This is a genomic window from Pseudomonas sp. G2-4 (genome assembly GCF_030064125.1).
GTDB lineage: Bacteria > Pseudomonadota > Gammaproteobacteria > Pseudomonadales > Pseudomonadaceae > Aquipseudomonas.
In genome coordinates, this window is the sequence record NZ_CP125957.1 from 266,624 (window position 1) to 285,959 (window position 19,336).

A 19,336-nucleotide genomic window follows, 5' to 3' on the forward strand; every position below is an offset into this window, starting at 1 on the left:
CGCAGCCCAGCGGGAGCAAGCTCCCTCGCCGCAGGTATCCAATCAGATCTTGAACTGCTGCACCGAAGCCTGCATCGAGCCCGCTGCGTTGTTCAGTTGATCCGCCGTTTGCGTCAGGTTGTGAATGGAGCGGGTGTTTTCCCGGGATTGCTCGGCAATTGACTCTACCCGCTTAGCCATCTCATCACTGGCCTTGGACTGCTCGGCAATGGTCTGGGAAATTTCCTCCACCACTTCAGCGGCATGCCGGGCGCCGGTGCGGATTTCGCTGATGGATACCCCGGCCTGCTGGGCCAGGTCCACGCCTTCGTCCACACGGCTGACACAAGCCTGCATGTTCGCCACCGCATCCCGTGCGCTGGACTGGATGCGCTCGATCATCGCGGTGATTTCCTGGGTCGACTGGGTGGTGCGCGCCGCCAGGTTGCGCACTTCGTCCGCCACCACCGCAAAGCCACGGCCCGCTTCGCCGGCGCGAGCGGCCTCGATGGCGGCGTTGAGGGCCAGCAAGTTGGTCTGTTCGGCGATGCTCTTGATCACCTGAATGATGGAATGAATGTCTTCGGACGAAGCGTCCAGGGCCGTGATCTTGCCGGAGGACTGGTTAACCACCTCGGCGATCCGGTTCATGCCTTCCACTACCCCGAGAATCACCTGGCCACCGCTGCTCGCCAGTTGCTCGGACTGCGCCGAAATTGCCCGTGCGCTGTCAGCGTGCTGATGGATCTGGCTGATGTTCGCCATCATCTGCTCCATGCTTGCCGCCATGCTGGTGGCGCTATGGGCCTGCTGGTCGGCGCTGGAAACAATGTGCCGCGCCGTATCGCCCAAGGTCCGGGACGTACCATGCAACTCATCGCTCTGACTGCGGATTGTTGCGATCATCTGCCGTAAATTGGCCTGCATCTGCTCGATCACGCTTTGCAATTGACCCAGTTCATCTTTGCCATGCGCACCCATCGACCGCTGCAAATCCCCTTGGGAAATCGCTTGGGTGTTGAGGATGATCTTATTCAGCGGCGTGAGCACCGCCTTGAGCAGGCTCCACGACAACAATGCCAGCGCCACGCACGTGGCCAGCAACGTGACGATCAGCCAACTTTGCGAGGTATGAATGCTGCTGTCCTGGTGCTCGCGAGACGAATGCGCCTGGTTTTCGATCAGCTCACTCACCGCTTCGTTGCGCTCCTCCAATGCCGAGAACGCTGCATCGAATTCGGAACGCAACGCGCGGCCATCCTGGGCACCGCCCAAGGCTTTGGCGATCACCTGTTTGGCTTTATCGGTGTAGGTCTCAACCTGGGGCTTCAACTCGGCAATCGCCTGGGCGATGTCCTTCGGCAGCTTCGCCTCGGCGTTCTCGGCGATGACCTTGTGCATCCGCTGCGTATGCTCATCGAACGAGTCCGTCACTTCCTTGGCCGCTTGAGCATCCCCCGGTGCCACCAGCAACGCAGCCAGCACATCGGCACGAATGGCGTCGTGCATCATGTCCGCCTCCATATGCTTGCGCATGGCCGAAATACTGGTCTCGTTCTGCACCAAGGCCTCGGTCATGGAGTGATAGCCCCACAACCCAATGCCGCCGAGCAAAAGGGCAAAGAAAAGGCTGACAAACCCCGAGCCTATAATCTTGGTGCGGATCTTCATCGCTACTGCTCCTGGAGCGGTGATTTCTGGGCAAGTGTAGTCGAGCGTCGGCGGAACCTTGGGACAGTCAATGCTCTTATCTGAGGCTATCGGCGGGGAAAACGATTAGCTGAATATTCCACAAGACCCCATGGCGAGGGAGCTTGCTCCCGCTGGGCTGAAGCAGCCCTTCTTTACCCGGATGGCTCAGGGCTTTTAGCAGTGGAGCAACCAAAGCAGTGTTTTCGAGCCATCTAGAAATGAAAGCAAATATTATTCTTGGCTGCAGAGGTTTTGTGAACGCTATCGTGGACAGATCTCAAACCCCAGATAGGCCATGCCAAGCTCTGCTCTACTCATCAGTTTGGATGGATGAAGGCAATGGGTCGCGAGTACGGTTTGAACTGAATGGTGTGGTCAGTACTTTCCACCGCCCACACCCCGATAAAGAAGCAAAGCCTTACCAGGTTCGTGATGCTCGGGCTTTCCTTGAATTAGCAGGCGTTATCCCATGAACGTGATGAATTACCAGGGCTATGCCGCCCGAATCGAGTACAGCGAAGAGGACGGTCTTTTTATAGGCCATATCGCAGGCATTAAAGATATCGTTGGATTCCACGGCGAGTCGGTTCAGGAGCTGCGAGCGGCGTTTGAAGAGGCTGTCGTCGACTATCTCGACACTTGCGCCAAGCTTGGTCGAGCGCCACAGAAGCCCTACTCCGGAAAGTTGAGCCTACGACTGGCTCCGGCTCTTCATGCCACAGTGGCTGTCAAGGCAGAGTTGGCTCACAAGAGCATCAATCAGTGGGTTTCCGATGTTCTGGATCGCGAAGTCCACGCCTGACTCTCGGTTTATGAACATGCATCGTAATGCGCCGCAAGGAGATCCCGATGACCACTGCCCACGTTTTCATCGCCACCAGTCTGGATGGCTTTATCGCCAGGCCCGATGGTGACATCGACTGGCTTTTGCAGCGCGACGATCCAACCGAGGACCATGGCTACTCAGACTTCATTGCTGACAAGAATGTGATTGTGATGGGGCGGGGAAGCTACGAGAAGGTACTGACCTTTGACACTTGGTTCTATGAACGACCCGTGGTGGTGCTGTCTGAACGGCTGGCGGGTTCGCCGGTGCCCGAAGCCCTGAAGGGCAAGGTGAGTTTCTCCAACCTCTCACCCAGGGGCGTGATGGAGGAACTGGCGAGGCAAGGTGTACGTCGAGTCTATGTCGACGGCGGACAGGTGGTGCAGTCATTCCTGCGGGATGGATTAGTCGCTGACATGGTGATTACCACTGTTCCTGTGCTGATCGGGGCGGGCAGGCCGTTGTTCGGGGCCCTTCAGCAAGACATTGAATTGAAGCTGGTATCCAGTCGCTGCTTTCCTTCGGGATTGGTTCAGTCCACCTATCGCCTGGGTGCATGATCCGCCCGGCTATCGACGGGGAATGATCAGAGGAATGTTCCACAACCCCCGTGGCGAGGGAGCTTGCTCCCGCTGGCTGCGAAGCAGCCCCCCTGTATCCATGCCCAAACCCAAAGGCTCCAGCCCAATGCCGCCCGATTTAAACGGACAGCATCGGACCACCCCCCGAAACCCTAAGCGGAATGACTCCCCGGCGCCTCTAGCACCTTCACCACATCATCAATCACTGCCTTGCTCATATCCTGCAAATAACACGACGCCCAGGCATAACGATCCGTGTCTCTGGGATGAGTCATTGGGCACCTCCATACGCCAACTGGCGGCGGGTGGCGACTAGCAGAGCAATAAAGCGAGATTGCAACAGATCCATGGCATGCATCGGCAAAACTCCCATATCAAGTGAGAGCTGCCACGTTCGTTCTCAGGCGAATGGGTGGCAGCTGTGCGCAGGCTGAGAAACCGGAGATACAGGAACCCGGCAGACCCGAAGGTCTCCCACGCACAGCCGCCATTGCACGAAATGCGGACATAAAAAAAACGCCGCAAAACGTGGTAGGGGCGCTGTAGCGCCTGCATCTTACCCGGGTTCTCAGTCCCGGTCGCTGAATTGGCAGCGACCGTTCGAGAGTAGCGGGCGAGCGGGGTAGGGACAATCGTGGCGGTGATGCTGGCGAATCTAAAATTATGTATCCAGGATTTTCGTGAGAAAAGAGGACGTATTTATTTTCTTGGTCAAACCGATGTACCTGCGCACAAGAGTGCTAGGTTTGAACACAAAATCTTCCTCAGCCGGTAATGCTTCAGTCGAACCAACGCACCTCACAGGAAACTCCGTAATGGACCTACACAACGAGTTCGAGAACGGTAAATTTTTCCACAGCACCCGTATCGACCGACGTGCCGCCGATGCCTTAGTAGGAAAAAGGGGAAAGAGGGGACGTATTTATTTTCCAAATCGAAAGTGAGGTGCCTATGTGCAGGAGTGCTACGTTTGCGGACGGACGCCGATGCGGCTAGTGAAGCGTTGCGCAAATTTGATGTGGGCTCCTACACCGGCTTCGCCAGTCCGAATCAGCCAGCCCCCTAACTCCCCTCGATCAAAGCCCGCTGTTCCAGCCAAATCTCTTGAACGAATGGATCCGTAATCGCGTAAATCCCATGCCCGCGCCGCATGATGATGTTCTCCGCTACCAGTGCAATGACCACAGGTTGAATCTCTTCAACCCGCACTTCTCGCCCCACTGATTTTGAATACTCGGCCGCTGCGTCGATGGAGAATATCCCTCGAGCATCGCCTTCTGTAGATGCAATTTTGTTGAAAATCGCCAAGGCCAGGCTGCCCAGTTGCTCGACTTTTTCCAGCTCAATGTTCGCAGCCGCCGAACGTAAAGTGCTGGCGATGACGGGTAGAAAGAGGTCGGGTTCACCGTCCTGCTGCAAGAGCTGGCGCAGGGCCTTGAGCATTTCCTCGGGTCGATTCCCCAAGGTATTGAACGCCTCGCTAGCGGTCTCCACAGACGGCAGCTTTTCCTTTTTTACAGTCATTGCGAGTCGGTTGAGCAGAAACTGTACGTAATCACCTTTCAGCACGGGGTAGGCGGCTGATGTGGCGCCGGAAAACGCCTGGTTGCGTTTGGCGGTCAGTTCGCTGACTTGCGCCCTGTGGGAGCCGGTTCCGATAAACAAGAAGTAACCCGGTGTATTCGGGCGAGGGTTGATTGCATCGCGTGCGGCCTTGAGCGCCAAGAGCATTTGATTGCCATCGTCGGAGGAGATGGCGTGTTGCACTTCGTCAATGATCAGGACCAAATCGGTCTTCGCTTGGTCGATGACTTCTGTCAGCGCTTGCGCCAGTGTCGGGCCGTCGGCGTTACCGATGCTGTCGAGTTTGAAGCCGAATTTGAACCCCGCAGCGCCTGCCTCGACATTGCTGACGCGCTTGAGTATTTCCAGGGCAGAGGAGCCCGGCGTTTGCAAATCTTTCAGGGTTTTATGTATGGCGTTGTGCACGAGCGTTGCCGGGTTGGCCAAGGTGTCGCTCCATAGGTCAACGTAAATGACCAGAGCACCCGCATTTTCCAAGGCCGGGATAAGGTCATTTCTCAAAAACGTCGTTTTGCCTGTACGGCGCAGGCCATACAGGAATAGCCCCGAGCGCAGGCCTTCTTCGAGTACGCCTGGATGGAGAAGCTGATTGGCCATGGATTCAGCCAGTTCAGGGCGTTGGAATATGCTGCTCATGCAATTATCCGTTTTTATGGATACGCAATAATTATTGCTTATCCATAATTCCGCATAAAGATGGAATTGTGAACCTTCGGTACGAATCGCGTTGATCGGATGACGACGGGGTAACGAGCTGCCAACAATATCCATACCCCAGAAACAACAAAGCCCCCGCATTTCTGCGAAGGCTTTGTTTTGTATGGTGCGGCACCAGACGAACGGTATGTTTCGGCGAGACTAGGTTTTCCGGGCGTCTGGAGTTCGCTGGAAAATTCGGCGTACCCCAACTAGTAACTATAAATAAATCAGCTAGTTATGGCTTTGAGTGGAATCGAATCCGGTCCTTTGTGTTACACAACGCTATCCGCGCACTAGTCTTCTCATATACCACGTGATGGAGTTTTGGTGGATGGTGCGGCCCCTGGCCGCTGTGCTTTTCTCGACATTTGATGGCCATGATCATAGACGACTCAGCGCCGGTTGCGCGGTCGAACAAGCTTTCATCGAGCATTCAAGCGAGGTTCAATTTTCGTTATGGTATATTCGATGGTGGCGAAGTAGTATCGCTCTAGTATACAAAGCCAAGGATTGGATATGCCCCTCGACGTTAGCCACTATGTACATAGCTACTATCAAAGAGCCGAACCATGCGAGAAAAATGAATACCCCAGACTCAAGGCCTGGGAGTTCATTTGGGAGTACATTTGGAGCGATAACGAAAAATGGGGTGACTTAGTCAGTCAAAGTCGACTGGAAACTACAGCGCTTCATTTAGGCTTTTATCTAGCGAATTGGGGTATGTTTCGAGGCTCTTCTGGATTGCTCTTAAATAGTAATCTGGATTTCATGAAGGCTTTGGCAAAACTGTTGTTTCAAGGCGACGGCCCCAAGCTATTTGAACTCTCAATGAGCGACTTCTCTCCAGACTCTCAGCACCTCGTACGAAACCAGAAATTGCTCGATACCGTAGTTGCGTCCATGGATAGCCTTTGGGATGGAGTTTCATGGACAACTACGCTGAAAAGTAAAATATTGCTCGGGGTGTGGGGGGAATACCCTGCTCTAGATCGGTATTATATGGCCGCACGAAGGGATCTTTATCCGCGTCGTTCTCACCTAAGTGGTGTCAGCGGTAAAGGCTTAACCGCTATAGCTACGCTCATAGACAAAGAAAAACTGATATTCCCTAGTCTTGAAACTGAGAAGAAAAAACTAGAATATCCAACTGGCCGATTATTCGATATGGCAATGTATGAATATGGTTCTTGCTTGTGAAGCTTAACTTTTTAGAAGCGGTAACTTAAATAATATTAACATATTTTGAGCGTCAAAGCGGCTCTTCAAGAACGATGTTTATTCAATCTAGACAGATACTGCCAAGTAGGTAGATATGGGACATATAGAAAAAACAGCGGCTGACAAAAGTGCGCTGGGATTTGAATATCAAGACTTGGTTTTGGTAGATATCCTCGTTGGATTGAAAGCTGGAGAAAGTATTGGCCTAGAGATTTTTGATGACTTGCATACCGAAAATATAACCAATGATCTAAAGCTTATCCAAGTTAAACATAGCCTTTTAGGTGGAAACATAACGGAAAGGGACACCGATCTATGGAAAACCTTATACAATTGGCTAGAGTCACTCCCGGATCTTCCAAAAAATAAACAAATAAAATTTGAGCTTTATACCAATAAAAATCTAAATAATCAGAATCTCGTAGATTTATTAAAGAACTCAAAAATTAACAAGATAAAAATAGTGGAGACTATAAAAACTATCTACGAAGATCTTGTGGAAGCGGAAAAAATAAAAGATAAAACTGCCAGCCAACATCCAATTCTTAAGTTCGCGGAAGCTCTTGCGAGTGCGGAGCCTGAAAGCCTGGACTTCATTCTGGATAGATTCGAGTTTCATACTGATCCTTCCGCCATAAACAAAAAAATAAACGATCAACTTTCTTATTTGGCGGTGCCGGACACCAAGATAGATGAGACTAGAAAATTTATTATAGGTGCCTATAAAGACTACAAATTTAAAGAAATTTGCGATTCAAAAAAAGTATTGATTTCCTACGAGACGTTTCGTACCCAAATGGGTTTTGAACGAATTCTCAGGTCTGCTCGCAGCAACGATATCGACTATGAAAGATTTTACGATAAGTATTACGCATTCCAGAACGTGGAAGAGTTGTCGTTTCTAAATAGCATATTTAGTAACCAGCTTTCAGATATTGGTGTTTCAGATGCTGACGTGATTGAACATGGAATGGAAATGCTTGCTACTGAAAGTCTTATTTCAGAGTTAAAAGACGAAGGAAATTTTACCTACCACGATGATCTTCGTTTAGAACAGCAGTGTCACTACAGTTGGAAAAGCATACATCGTGATGCTCACGAAACTCCTGTCGTGACTGAGGCCGAACATTTGCATGCCGCCAAAACATGTTACAAGGCCACAATCAATAAAGAGTTAAGATTAAAAAATATTTCACTTCCAGATGGCTTTAGTAAAGGTAAGTTTATAAAGCTCTCCAATACTCCAACTATTGGCTGGAAAAAAGATTGGGCGGAGAATTATAAGAAATGAATTCTCTTATCAATAATGAAATACTAGGAACCATTGCCTTGCAGGCCACGCTTGCTAACACCCCAGGCCGGGCTCTTGACTTGCCTAAAGTGTTTCTAATTTTGCCGCTGATGTTTAACAAGCGCACGCGCTCGTTAATAAAAAGCAAAAAGGTGAAAATCATGGGCAGCCGAGATCTAGTTTTAACATTTCCCAAAGATTTCTCCGCGGTTAATAGCCACTATCTCGATTTTGCTACCACCTCACTAAACACAGTGCTTTTGGCGTGCGAGTTAAATATTGCAGTCTTTGAAAACGGTACGTTAAGGCTTGCTAGCGAAATCTACACATCTCAAACTCCTCGAGAGTTCGGCAAGGTTGGAAGCGAAATTTTTCAAGCCGCTCCAAGATTAGCCAAGATACTTGAAGAAAGCGCTATTGACCTTTATCAAAATTTTAGGATTTCGCTATGAACAGCATCCAAATACTAAATGTTCTTCTTTGGCAAAAGAATGGCATACTTAGAAATTTGCCGTTCCTTGAAAATCGCGTCAATGTAATAACCGGTGATTCAGGCAAGGGTAAATCATCGATTTTGTACATTATCGATTATTGTTTGCTTGCTAGCGAAACAAAAGGAATATCTAAAACAAATATTGACTCCAAGGTGACTTGGTATGGCCTCAAACTTAAAATCAACGGTAAGGAGATGATGATAGCTCGGCCGTCGGAAGAGAATGAGGAAACCTCCCAAGCATTTTTCAGCGAGAGCAGCGAGATACCTAAGGTACCTAGTCTAAATATTAAAATAGACAACCTCAAAAAAATTCTAAACGACGCTTTTGGAATTGATTCGGAGCTTAAGATACCCTACGGTGGCCGACACATTCGTACAGGGTCAAAGGTCTCATTTCGTAGCTTCCTACCCCATAGCTATCAAGACCAAAATGCGATAATCGCACCCGAGTACCTATATATTCGACCAGCCGACGGACGTTATCAGGAGTCGATCGAACGAACTTTCCGTATGGCCCTTGGCGTAGAGAATGCTAAAACCTCAACAGCCAAAGCAAAATTGCTCGAATTAGAGCAACAGCGAGTATCCATAGAGCGTAAAAAAGAGTCTTACGAAAAAAATAAACTCGCATTTTCTGATGAGATAAGATCCCTAGGGCAGGAGGCTCAAGCACTAGGCATACTTGAACAAATTCCTGAAAGCACAGACACTTTACTATTGCAGCTTAAAGAAGTTGTCATCGATTCAGATATGCCGACTCTTGGTAAGAATGAAATTGAAAATATTGAAAAGCAAATCTTTTCGTTAAAAGCAAAAAACAAAAAATACGAAGCATTTGCCGATAATAAATCTAATTACTCGAACTCAGCCAAACAAGCCGAAGATGCTTTGCGTCCGGTGGAATTTTTCAATGAGCATCCGGAACTGGTTTTTCCTTCCGAGCTAGCTAATAAATTAATACACCATCTGCAAGAGGAACTTTCACGTCTGCGGGTGGCAATGAAGAGCAAACATCAAGCGCCTTTTCTCGCGGAGGTCAGCGACTTGATTTCTGCTAATGTTGATGAAATAAAGAAACTGGAAGGTACACTCGTGGCCCTTCAAAAAAACAACAGAGTAAAATCAAATCCTAAGGAATATTACAAATATATAGGACGGCTAGATGCTAAAATTCAGTTGTTCGGCTCATCGGATACCACCACGTTTAATTTCGATCCAGAAGAATATAAAACAAAAGCCGATCAGCTACGTAGTGTTATCGACGAGGACAATCTTAAAGTTGAATTGGCCGAGCAAAAACTGAACGAGTTCATCAACGAAAAATTACAGCGCTTGAAACTGAAGGGTTATGACAAATTTACGGCGCACTTCAGTGAAAGGGAGAAACTAATCCATCTGATTTCGGAGGATCTTTCCTCTATAGAAAAAATGCCTGATATTGGTAGCGCGTCGAATTATCTCTACCTGCATCTGGCATATTTTTTGTCTATACATGAAGTGGCTAAAAAACACAGAGTTACCTGGATGCCTTCATTTATGGTTCTTGACCAACCCAGTACGCCATATTTTTCCAATGAGGGAGAGCCTACTGATGACATTATCAGTTTAGATGCGGCCCTTGTTGAGATGAATAACTTTGTTAAAAATATGGACTCCGAAGGCGGTTTTCAGATAATTCTCTTAGAGCACATTAGAGAGTCACACTGGAAAAAGCTCAATCTCGATAGGTTCCACTTAGTGGATAAAGAGCTTCGCAATGGTTATGGGCTGATTCTTGACTGAAAGCTATTCACAACTCTGTAACGGGATAACCAGGGGAAGACGCCGATTAATTTAGCATCTGCATATTCATTTAAGATTGGAATTGTGGTCTGTCCCCAAATTATCCGGTCTGGATTTTTTCAGAAACCAGAAATCGTCCCAAAGCCGTTCTATGAAATCTTAAATAACCAGCCTGCTGCGGTATTAAGGCTTAAAATAGTTCAGGCCCCGCATGGGGCCTGATGCGTTGGTAGTGAATTATGTCGTGATAAGTGGGCGTGATGGGGGGGCTAGTTTGCAGTTACATACCAACAATCTAAAATTTTCTATGATACGGAATCTGTATTAATTACGGCGTTATGATTTTTGGATAATCATCTAGAGCTAGCTTGATTGAGTCTAAGATAGCCTCAAAACCCGAAAAATCGATATTTTTTTGGTTGGCTTTAATGATATTTTGCGCGAATACATGCTTGCTATACGTCGTACTTGGCGGACCGCTTCTTACGACCTCAAAGGTTTTTCCCTTGTACTGTGTTGCCAGGGTGGCGGCCGGGAAAAAGTGCTCCATCATGGAGTCTTTTCCACCTATCTTCGGTGTAAGTATTACATAAAGGTTTTGAGCTATTTTGTAAAGTGTTTTACTAGTATCTAGAACTGTCCCTTTTCCTTTTGGAATGGCGTATGTGCTGCCAGTGACATCTTTTATGGCACTAAATATAGGTTTTGATCCACTATCGTTGTCAACGATTACGATAGTAGGGTTCAAGGGAGGGTGTGCTTTATATTTACCACATTGTCGTGCGTAGTTTCTAATGAAAAGACCTATGTCTGCGCTGCCACCATTCAGGCCGAGAACTCTATGAGTCAAGTTTGAGTAGTTGATAAAACGCAGATTGAGCCTGGTCTTGCCCTCTTTGGTTAGCGATGCAAGCTCGGGAAATTTTGCATGAAGTGATTTTATGGCGCAAGTTAGGTATACGTTATCTGTCTTGCCCTCACATATAATCGTCGGGGCAGATGCACCATAGAAGTTTTTGTAGAATAAGAAGTCACCATGTATTCGTTCTATTGACCTGAGTGGGAATTCCTCTTGTTTTTTGCTGCTATTGCTTACAATTTTGGCTCTGTTGAAATTATCTACCATATAAATGTAGCTAAACATCCCTTCTAGCTTTTTCAACTGTCCTCGCGGGATGGAGATCTTTTCCTTTTTTAAGTGCTTTGGCTTTTCTTGGACATAGTAATCTCCATCCAGAAATAATTTATGCGCCATCGCTCTAACGGTACGGCGGAAATTTGCAGGGGTATTCGTAATGCTATTTACTATCAAACCTGTGACTGTTTGTTGAGCGCGATTGTATTGCATGCGCGTTTTGTTATGATTTAATCCGAATCCACTTTTGCTGATTATCTTAAGTAAGTCAGAGCCAGGGATCCAGTCGTGGGTATCATCGATTTTGTAAGCAATGGACTGAGGGAACTTTAGTTTGTTCGTTGAGAATGTAATATCATCGGCATATCTAGAGTATACGCAGCCGTTCTTCGATGCTAAAGAAACCATTCTTAAATCTAATAAGTGACCAATAAGATTTGACGCCACAGGCGACGTGGGGCTTCCCTGCGGTAACTTATCTTCATGGCACATTATCTGAGATAGAATAGTGGCGATTTTTGGCTGGAGCGAAAAACTTCTGTTTGTAATGAAAAAGCCGCGTAATCGCCCAACATGTATGGAGCCGAAAAAATCTTGGATGTCTATATTTAGTACATAAAGCTTTTTTCTATGTTTGTCAGCGTTTGTAATAATTGAGTGGTCTTTTTTGAAACCATGCGAAAGTGTTGCAAGATTAGGTACTTGAAGGGCTATTGTTTCTAGGCAGCTATCTAGGAGTACTTTCACTTTCCGTTGCAGCGCTTTTAACTCATCGCATGGTGCGGAAATGTTTCGAGGTGCTCCACTACTCTTTGGTATGGTGAATTGTGAATATTTATTAGTCTTTTTATAAATTAAATAAGCTAAAAATTTTGGTTCATAGTTTAGGATTACTGCAAGATCATGTAGGGTGGCGGCTTTTTGAAGTTTGCGTAGTTCCGACATAACCCATCCTTGAGTAAAAAAGAGGCTTACAGGCACTCATATGCGTCCGCCAGGATTATTCATTTTGGCGTCAAACTGTGAGTCGCGAAGGAGCAATCTCCCGCACGATTGTTTCAAATGCCACGAACCGTGGCAAAAAATCTGCCTGTAGGCCTCTCTGTGTAAGCTAGCATATCGCCATCGCCAGCTGTCAATACCTGTTTTTCGCAGTAATGATCACCCAACCGTCGCTACTTTGGTTAACGACTCAAGGGGCGAAGATAGCGTCTGGCACTACATTTTTAGCGAGGTTTGCGGCCACCGATTACCTAGCCTTTGGCAAATCAATCGCGCTGTTAGAAAGTAGTAATAGCGCGTTGATTCTGACTTTTGGTCCAAATGATGGGTGAGGAACCAAACGAGATGCTTCTGATGCCAACTCCATGGATTATTTCGGCGCCATCGAGTTGAAATCGCATCTTGAATGACCTTCGCTTGGCGTAGGTGGCGCTGGCGTGTGGTATGCGACCCGGTCAGGACGCCTGACAGGAACAGCTCCATATCGAATGCCGTGCTCATGCTCGACCACCAATGTAAGCCGACACCACGTCGATACGGCCGTGTCCGAGTTCATAGCTGATTTGCACTCGGGCCTCCTGATCTAGGCGTCGCTCGAGTTGGTAGCAATGGCCATCGTTGATAGGCGCGGGATGCTGGGTGATTTGCTCATAGCGTTCGCATGCAAAGGCCGCCCGTAATTCATGAAAGCCTTTGAGGTTGTGCTTATGGAGGAGGTCCCGTGCAGCGCGGACGATTTCCCGTTGGAAATCGAGATAGCTTTCGTTCGGTGCAAGCAGGTTGTGGCTGTCGTCGGGTGAGACCTGTTCGGCGAATCTCAGCGCTTCGCGAATATGCTCATCCACCTTGATCCAACGAGGAGCTGACGCACCCGAACGGCCACCTTTAGTGCCATCCTGGATGTTGATCTTCCCGTATTGTTCGGACTCGCGCTTCAGGCGCGGAAGGTCGGCCAAAATCGCCTCGCGTAAGCGCATGCCGGTGGCTCGCGCTAACTGAGCGATGGCCGCGGCGCGTGGCTGCTGGTGTTCGCAAAGCACCTCTACGATCCGCTTCACCTGTTCGCGGTCTTGGCCTTGCGGCACTGAACGACGAACACTGGTGCGCTGCATTCCCAGCGCCTTACTCGGGCTCGGCACTTTCACATACTGATCACCGCGAAGCGCGGCCATGGTCCGATTCACACTGGACAACCGGTTTTGCGCGGTTCCGATGGTGAGCTCACCTTGTTCAACTTGCTGACGAAGATGTCCGGCGTAGTCCAGCAAGGTCTGCCCATCAATCTGTCGCGCGTCGTTAAACCCGGGTCCATCCACCGACCGACACCACCGCACAAACGCCTGCCACCGATCACTGTGTGCTTTGACCGTGCCGTAATGCCCGCCGCCAAATAGGTCGCGCAGCGCCTGCGGTCCGGCATAACTCAGCTGCCGGCCATAGCCAAAATTACGCCCATCGCGTCTACCTACTAGCGCCATGATCAAACTCCTCTCGAAGCCAAAATCTTTGAAACTTTCCCCACGTCATCCCGCCAAGAATGTTGAGTGTTATCAGGGATCAAGGCCCCTGCGGCCTGTGAGGGTTGTCCACTAACGCGGGACTGACGGCTCCTTACGACCGGGAGCTTGGGCATCTCATGATCTGGCCTCCTGAACACTTCCGAAGAAGTGGGCGGGTGGAGGCTGCACTGGCTGACGAGACCAATGCCGCGAGAACCTGAGTCGGGTGAAGGCAGTGAGGCGATGACCGGGGCATGCCTGACTGTCAGTCAGGTGCAGTCCATTCCCTGGGCTGCGGCACCACCATCTGCATCGCTGTTGCTAGTGACTTCGGTGTTTGTCACGCCGATTGTCACGAGGGGAAATGCCGCAATGCCTTGTACGAGGTGGGCTGCAGCAGTGGTAGGAGCGCCCGTCTCTTTCCGGGAGAAAGAGACGGGCGCAGGTTGGCTCAATGAAATGGCCAAGCGGATAGGTTGCTGCAGGGCAGCTATGAAAGGGGGAAGTTGCCGCAGTGGGCACACTGGTAAAAGTAGGCATCCATCACATCGCTGTGACCGTGCGAGCCCCCGGACGCTAATCGCACTTTGGGAGAACCACCACGGTGTGGCGTAGCCTTAAAGGTTCTGGCTACCTGGGTTGCTGTCAAAGACAGCGCTTTGCCCGATCTTTTCTACGCCTGTGGATAATTTGGGTCAAGGCTCGAATTTTCGGGAATTCTGCGGCTGTGGATGAAATTATCCACCGGTGGAAATCTATGGTTTTCCACAGACAATTTGCGTGGGCTTTAGATTTTTTAAATGAGGTCCATCCAAGCAGGGCGGCTTTGCAGCCCCGCTTGGATGGACCCGCGTGGAAGGGCGGACAACGGTGATCTCACAGGCTTACCCACGTTTGGATGCGCCACGGCTATTTTGTAGGGCTGTGATGTTGTCGCCGACTGGGTGAGCGAATTCGTGGGGTGTCACATGCCCATGGCGGTTGGCGTCGATGTAGTTACTCCACCACGCCATGATCAGCCTGCGCTGTTCGAGGAATTCGGCCTTGTGGATATACGCGGCACGCACACGGTTGCGTTCCTTGTGGCTCATTTGTCTTTCGATGGCTGCGTCGGTCCATAACCCGGACTCCAGCAGAGCGCTACAGGCCATGGTCCTGAAGCCGTGGCCGCACACGTCCTTGCTGGTGTCATAGCCGACGTTGCGGAGCATGGTGTTCACCGTATTCTCGGACATGGGCTTCCAGTACTTGTGGTCGCCCGGTAGCACCAACTCTGAAAAGCGACTGAGGCTGCGCAGGCGCTCCAGTATTTCGATGACCTGCGGCGATAGCGGAACCATTTGAATGTCGCCGTTCATTTTGGTCCCGCGTGTGGAGTTGCGTACCCCTTCAATCGGTGCGCGCGTATCTGGGATTTCCCACATGGCGCGTTGAAGGTCGAACTCACTCCATCGAGCGAAGCGTAGTTCGCTGGAGCGGACGAATACATGCAACGTCAACAGGACGGCAAGGCGCGTCAGCTCGCGACCGTTGTAGTTGTCGATGCGTTGTAGCAGTTCGGGTAGGCGGTTGAGGGATAGGGCGGGGCGATGGACTGTGCGCGGCGCGTGAATCGAGCCTGCCAGATCCAGTGCAGGATTCATGGTGATCTGCCGAGCCCTTTTGGCCCCGCGCATGATGGTGGATAAGTAGTTCTGTACCCTTAACGCCACATCCATGGTGCCGCGTTCCTTGATGCGCTGGGTGATCTCTAACAGGTCATGGGTATCGAGTTCAGCGATGGGTCGTTGGCCGATCAGCGGGAAGACGTGGGTGCGCAGTCGGCTCATTACGGTTTTTGCGTGGCCTGCGGTCCAGCGGCGGGACATATCAGCGTGCCACTCCAGGGCAACGGTTTCGAAAAGCAGTGCCGCCCGTTGGGCTACGATCTTGGCCTTTTTCTTTTCTTCCATTGGATCGAGGTTGTCTAGCAGTAACGCCTTGGCTTCGTCTCGCTTACGCCGTGCGACGGAAAGGGTAACGATGGGGTAATTGCCGATGATGAGCGTGCCTTCCTTGCCGCTGGGCTTGGTGTACTTCAAACGCCAGGTCTTCACGCCATTGGGTTTGACGAAAAGGTACATGCCGCCGCCGTCGAACAGTTTGTAGGCGCGTTCGCGGGTTTTGGCCGTGCGGCATTGCAGGTCGCTGAGGGGGATCGCTAGACGTGGCATAGGGGTACGCGCTCCTGACCGGGAAATCGCAGTACCCCTAACATACCCTCGGGGAAGGGGGATTTTGTTGGATCCCGACAGAGGGTCCTGGAACGAAAAAAACCCGCCAAAAGGCGGGTTTTCGGGGCTTCCAGAGCATTCAGTAGAATGCAATGGAGCCTAATGTGGTGCCGGCACCAGGAGTCGAACCCGGGACCTACTGATTACAAGTCAGTTGCTCTACCAACTGAGCTATACCGGCGTGTGGGCGACGATTATAGCGATTGGGCCAGTTCTGTAAACCCCTGAATTCTGACTATTTTTGCATGGGGTTCGGCTTAGACACGGGGGCGGCAGGTGAGTCGTTTGTGTAGGGCTCGTCAGGTGCGGTTGTTTTGCAGGTGTTGCGTTGGGCTTTGGCATGTCGACGCGTTCACGGGCGGTGGTGATATCCAGGAGCAACAGCAGGTGAAGTTCGTGTCGTGCTGTACACAATTACTCCCTCAGAACCGCACCGAATTCGTTGGTTATGTCGTTTCGCTCAGGCGCTTATGCACAATTAGAAGGGCGAGGCCGCCGGCATCTTGCGTTTTTGTGACAGCTTTCTCGTTTGCTCGCAAATGCCTGTTTTCATGGTTTTTTATGCAGATGAACAAAAAATGACCACCCTTCGTTCGGTCAGGAAATCGCAGGTTTCTTGGCGCCGCGTAGATTCCATCAACAGAGTTATCCACAGGCTGTTTCGCTTCAATAACGCTCTGCAAGCACCATCAGGTTTCGTGGCGTCAGGAGTGTTTCGCAGAAAATGCCAAGGCGGACGTCGTAGCCTTTTTGAACAAGGAAAAGCGCTCGATCCAGGACCAGCCACAGCTCCAGTGGCCGTCGGAAAAGGCCTCGCACCAATTCCAGGTTGCGCACTTCGGTCAGACGTTGATAGCCCGCCGCTTCCAGCGCAGCCCAATCCGGCGAACCGACTGTGGGTAAGTCTTTCAGCGCCGCCAGATCGGTACAGTATTGGGCGAAGGATTTTTCCAGCCAAGCGCTCGGTAACGAAGGGGTGGGCAGGTACTCATCGCACTCTCTGATTTGCCGTTGCAGCAGATCAAAGCCCAGGCGCCAGGCCATGGAGTGGTCTCGTTGCCGTCGGATGCGAGCACCCGCAGTGACGGTTTCTGTGAGCGGCAGAGCGAGGTCGTCGAGCGATAGCTGTAGGGCGGAGCCTTTGGCGGCGTCGGACAGCGGTTGATAACACTCAGTGCTGATGCGGTTGTAGCAGCACGGTGCGACAGCCAATTGTGTGCAGCCAGTGGCACTTGCCAATTGCATCAGCCGCACATGCAGGTCACCGCAGGCGTGCAGGGCCACGGGTGTGTGTTCGGGGTTGATCGCCTGGGCTGCGTCCGCCGCCAATACATCTTGTTGCAGATGAGTGCCAGGTAGGTGATGGCGCTGGCTCAGTTGTTGGCCGCTGGCGACCAGGGCTGGGTCGTATTCCAGGCAGGTCAGGCTCTGCGCGTCCTGCAGCAAGCGCCGACCGAGGTGCCCTTTGCCGGCGCACCAATCCAGCCAGTGGGTGGGTTCAGTGGCGAAGTGCAGGCGGCTGGCGAAGGCTTCGATCTGTTGCCATTTGCGGCCGGGCACGTCGACGTTGAGGCGATGGACGGGTGCTTTCAGCGTGCGGGCTGGTAACTCAGCGATTGCGCTCAGTTCGCGGGAAATGGTCGCCAATTCCGGGAACGGCGCTGGCGCATCTTCAATCAGCCACGGCTGATGATGGTCGTTTTCCGCATCTTCGAGTGAACGCTGGCGTAGCCAGTGGGCCAATTCCGGGTAGGCGGTTTCCCATGGCAGTTGCAGATGGGTGAAGGGGCGCGGTTTCCACAGTGCCTGGTGCGCGGTGAGAAAAGTATCCAGCGCCGTGAAGCGGGCGAGCAACGCCTCGCCCGTCAGCACGTCGCCGTCAGCGTCCTTGGCAGGCATCGACGCGCAACCAGCGCTCCAGCTGCTTGAAGCCTTGCACCAGCAGGAACGCCATCAACAGGTAGAACATGCCGGCCGCGAAGAAGATCTCCACCGGCAGGTAAGTCCGGGCAATGATGGTTCGGGCCATGCCGGTGAGTTCCAGCAGGGTCACGGTACTCGCCAGGGCGCTGGCCTTGAGCATCAGGATCACTTCGTTGCTGTAGGCCGGCAGGCCGATGCGCGCGGCGCGGGGCAGCATGATGTAGAACAATGCCTTGGGCCGCGACATGCCCAGGGCCCGTGCGGCTTCGATCTCGCCCTTTGGGATGGCCTGGATCGCGCCGCGCAGGATCTCGGCGATGTAGGCGGCGGTGTGCAGGGTCATGGTGACCGTGGCGCACCAGAACGGATCGCGCAGATACGGCCACAACGCGCTGCTGCGCACGGCATCGAATTGCGCCAGGCCGTAATAGACCAGGAACAGCTGAACCAATAACGGCGTGCCACGAAAAAAGAAGATGTAGGCGTAGGGAAAAGCCCGCACGTACCACAGGCGTGAAGAGCGCGCGATGCCCAGGGGGATCGCCAGCAGCAGGCCGGCAATCACGGCGATGGCCACCAGTTCCAGGGTCAGTGTGGCGCCCTGGGCCAGCTTCGGCAGCCACTTGATGATGACTTCCCAGTTCATTGGGTGCTCCTGGCAAAACCACGGGCGGCGCGTCGTTCCAGTAGGTGCATGCCGATCATGGCGAGCACCGTCAGCCCCAGGTACATGAACGCCGCCACCATATAGAAGGTGAACGGTTGCTTGGACACGGTCACGCCGGTTTGTGCGTGGCGCATGATTTCTTCCAGTCCGATCACCGAGACCAGGGCCGTGTCTTTCATCAGGATCATGAACAGGTTGCCAAGGCCGGGCAGGGCGATGCGCCACATCTGCGGCAAGATCAGTCGAGTGAAGATGCGCCACTTGGACAGGCCCAAGGCGACGCCGGCTTCACGATGACCCTTGGGAATCGCCAGGATCGCGCCACGAAACACTTCCGTGGCATAGGCGCCAAAGCACAGGCCCAGGGCGACGACGCCAGCGGCGAAGGCGTTAAGGGCAAGGTCGGGATAGCCGACGGATTCGCCCAAGGCCCGCATCAGGTTGACGGTGCCGAAGTAGATCAGCAGCACCCAGAGCAGCTCCGGGATGCCGCGGACCAGTGTCGAATAGGTGCCGCCAAGCCATTGCAGCGGCTTATACGGGGACGTCTTGGCCAAGGCACCGAGCAGGCCGAGCACCAGCCCCAGGCACAGGGCCGAGAGTGCCAGTTTGACGGTCATCAGCGCCCCTGCGGCGAGCGCCGGGCCGAATCCGTAGAGATCGATCATCATGGGTGTGTGTTCATATCG

15 protein-coding genes, 1 tRNA gene and 1 pseudogene are annotated in these 19,336 nt (G+C 51.6%); 7 read left to right on the forward strand and 10 right to left on the reverse strand.

From position 1 onward, the window contains the following. Window positions 1–42 precede the first annotated feature (42 nt). Window positions 43–1,650, reverse strand: coding sequence for a methyl-accepting chemotaxis protein (locus tag QNH97_RS01205; protein ID WP_283555236.1), 1,608 nt, complete (start codon window positions 1,648–1,650; stop codon window positions 43–45). Between the two features lie 347 nt (window positions 1,651–1,997). Here QNH97_RS01205 and QNH97_RS01210 point away from each other — a divergent pair, with 347 nt between their 5' ends. From QNH97_RS01210 to QNH97_RS01220, 3 genes are read left to right on the forward strand one after another with little or no spacing between them, the layout of a single operon-like run. Then, window positions 1,998–2,144, forward strand: a complete 147-nt coding sequence (locus tag QNH97_RS01210; protein WP_283557582.1) for a type II toxin-antitoxin system HicA family toxin — start codon at window positions 1,998–2,000, stop codon at window positions 2,142–2,144. Continuing rightward, window positions 2,141–2,473 carry a type II toxin-antitoxin system HicB family antitoxin gene (locus QNH97_RS01215; RefSeq protein WP_283555237.1) on the forward strand — a complete coding sequence of 111 codons (333 nt, stop codon included), beginning with the start codon at window positions 2,141–2,143 and terminating at the stop codon, window positions 2,471–2,473. Before QNH97_RS01210 ends, QNH97_RS01215 begins: the two co-directional genes overlap by 4 nt. A 47-nt stretch (window positions 2,474–2,520) precedes the next feature. Next, window positions 2,521–3,057 (forward strand): dihydrofolate reductase family protein, encoded by a 537-nt coding sequence (locus tag QNH97_RS01220; RefSeq protein ID WP_283555238.1) that lies wholly within the window; start codon window positions 2,521–2,523, stop codon window positions 3,055–3,057. A gap of 173 nt (window positions 3,058–3,230) precedes the next feature. Here the strand turns inward: QNH97_RS01220 and QNH97_RS01225 are convergent. Next, window positions 3,231–3,341 (reverse strand): annotated as a pseudogene (locus QNH97_RS01225) (DUF3077 domain-containing protein); the annotation flags it as partial. Between the two features lie 799 nt (window positions 3,342–4,140). Beyond that, the gene (locus QNH97_RS01230; protein ID WP_283555239.1) at window positions 4,141–5,298 is read right to left on the reverse strand and encodes an ATP-binding protein; all 1,158 of its coding nucleotides are present in this window, start codon (window positions 5,296–5,298) and stop codon (window positions 4,141–4,143) included. 579 nt (window positions 5,299–5,877) lie between these two features. On the opposite strand from QNH97_RS01230, the gene QNH97_RS01235 reads away from it, so the two are divergent. The 4 genes from QNH97_RS01235 (at window position 5,878) to QNH97_RS01250 (ending at window position 10,148) form a co-directional block, all read left to right on the forward strand. Further along, window positions 5,878–6,558: a hypothetical protein gene (locus tag QNH97_RS01235; RefSeq protein ID WP_073637911.1), complete on the forward strand. Its 681-nt coding sequence runs from the start codon at window positions 5,878–5,880 to the stop codon at window positions 6,556–6,558. A gap of 115 nt (window positions 6,559–6,673) precedes the next feature. Then, window positions 6,674–7,870, forward strand: coding sequence for a hypothetical protein (locus tag QNH97_RS01240; RefSeq protein ID WP_283555240.1), 1,197 nt, complete (start codon window positions 6,674–6,676; stop codon window positions 7,868–7,870). Next, a complete protein-coding gene (locus QNH97_RS01245; protein ID WP_283555241.1) occupies window positions 7,867–8,322 on the forward strand; it encodes a three component ABC system middle component in 456 nt (151 codons plus the stop codon). The genes QNH97_RS01240 and QNH97_RS01245 overlap by 4 nt, the downstream gene beginning before the upstream one ends. Then, window positions 8,319–10,148 carry a DUF3732 domain-containing protein gene (locus tag QNH97_RS01250; RefSeq protein WP_283555242.1) on the forward strand — a complete coding sequence of 610 codons (1,830 nt, stop codon included), beginning with the start codon at window positions 8,319–8,321 and terminating at the stop codon, window positions 10,146–10,148. The genes QNH97_RS01245 and QNH97_RS01250 overlap by 4 nt, the downstream gene beginning before the upstream one ends. 328 nt (window positions 10,149–10,476) lie before the next feature. Here the strand turns inward: QNH97_RS01250 and QNH97_RS01255 are convergent, their stop codons facing one another. From QNH97_RS01255 to QNH97_RS01290, 7 genes are all read right to left on the reverse strand, one after another. Further along, window positions 10,477–12,228, reverse strand: a complete 1,752-nt coding sequence (locus QNH97_RS01255) for a retron Ec67 family RNA-directed DNA polymerase/endonuclease (protein WP_283555243.1) — start codon at window positions 12,226–12,228, stop codon at window positions 10,477–10,479. 554 nt (window positions 12,229–12,782) lie between these two features. Next, complete coding sequence (locus QNH97_RS01265; RefSeq protein WP_283555244.1) at window positions 12,783–13,763, reverse strand: integrase domain-containing protein; 981 nt, start codon at window positions 13,761–13,763, stop codon at window positions 12,783–12,785. A 905-nt stretch (window positions 13,764–14,668) separates the two neighbouring features. Further along, a complete protein-coding gene (locus QNH97_RS01270; RefSeq protein WP_283555245.1) occupies window positions 14,669–15,997 on the reverse strand; it encodes a tyrosine-type recombinase/integrase in 1,329 nt (442 codons plus the stop codon). Between the two features lie 165 nt (window positions 15,998–16,162). After that, window positions 16,163–16,238 (reverse strand) — tRNA-Thr (locus QNH97_RS01275). A gap of 485 nt (window positions 16,239–16,723) precedes the next feature. Further along, window positions 16,724–17,956, reverse strand: coding sequence for a methyltransferase (locus QNH97_RS01280; protein WP_283555246.1), 1,233 nt, complete (start codon window positions 17,954–17,956; stop codon window positions 16,724–16,726). Beyond that, window positions 17,937–18,626: an ABC transporter permease gene (locus tag QNH97_RS01285; protein WP_283555247.1), complete on the reverse strand. Its 690-nt coding sequence runs from the start codon at window positions 18,624–18,626 to the stop codon at window positions 17,937–17,939. Before QNH97_RS01285 ends, QNH97_RS01280 begins: the two co-directional genes overlap by 20 nt. Next, window positions 18,623–19,318, reverse strand: a complete 696-nt coding sequence (locus tag QNH97_RS01290; RefSeq protein ID WP_283555248.1) for an ABC transporter permease — start codon at window positions 19,316–19,318, stop codon at window positions 18,623–18,625. The genes QNH97_RS01285 and QNH97_RS01290 overlap by 4 nt, the downstream gene beginning before the upstream one ends. Window positions 19,319–19,336: the final 18 nt, after the last annotated feature.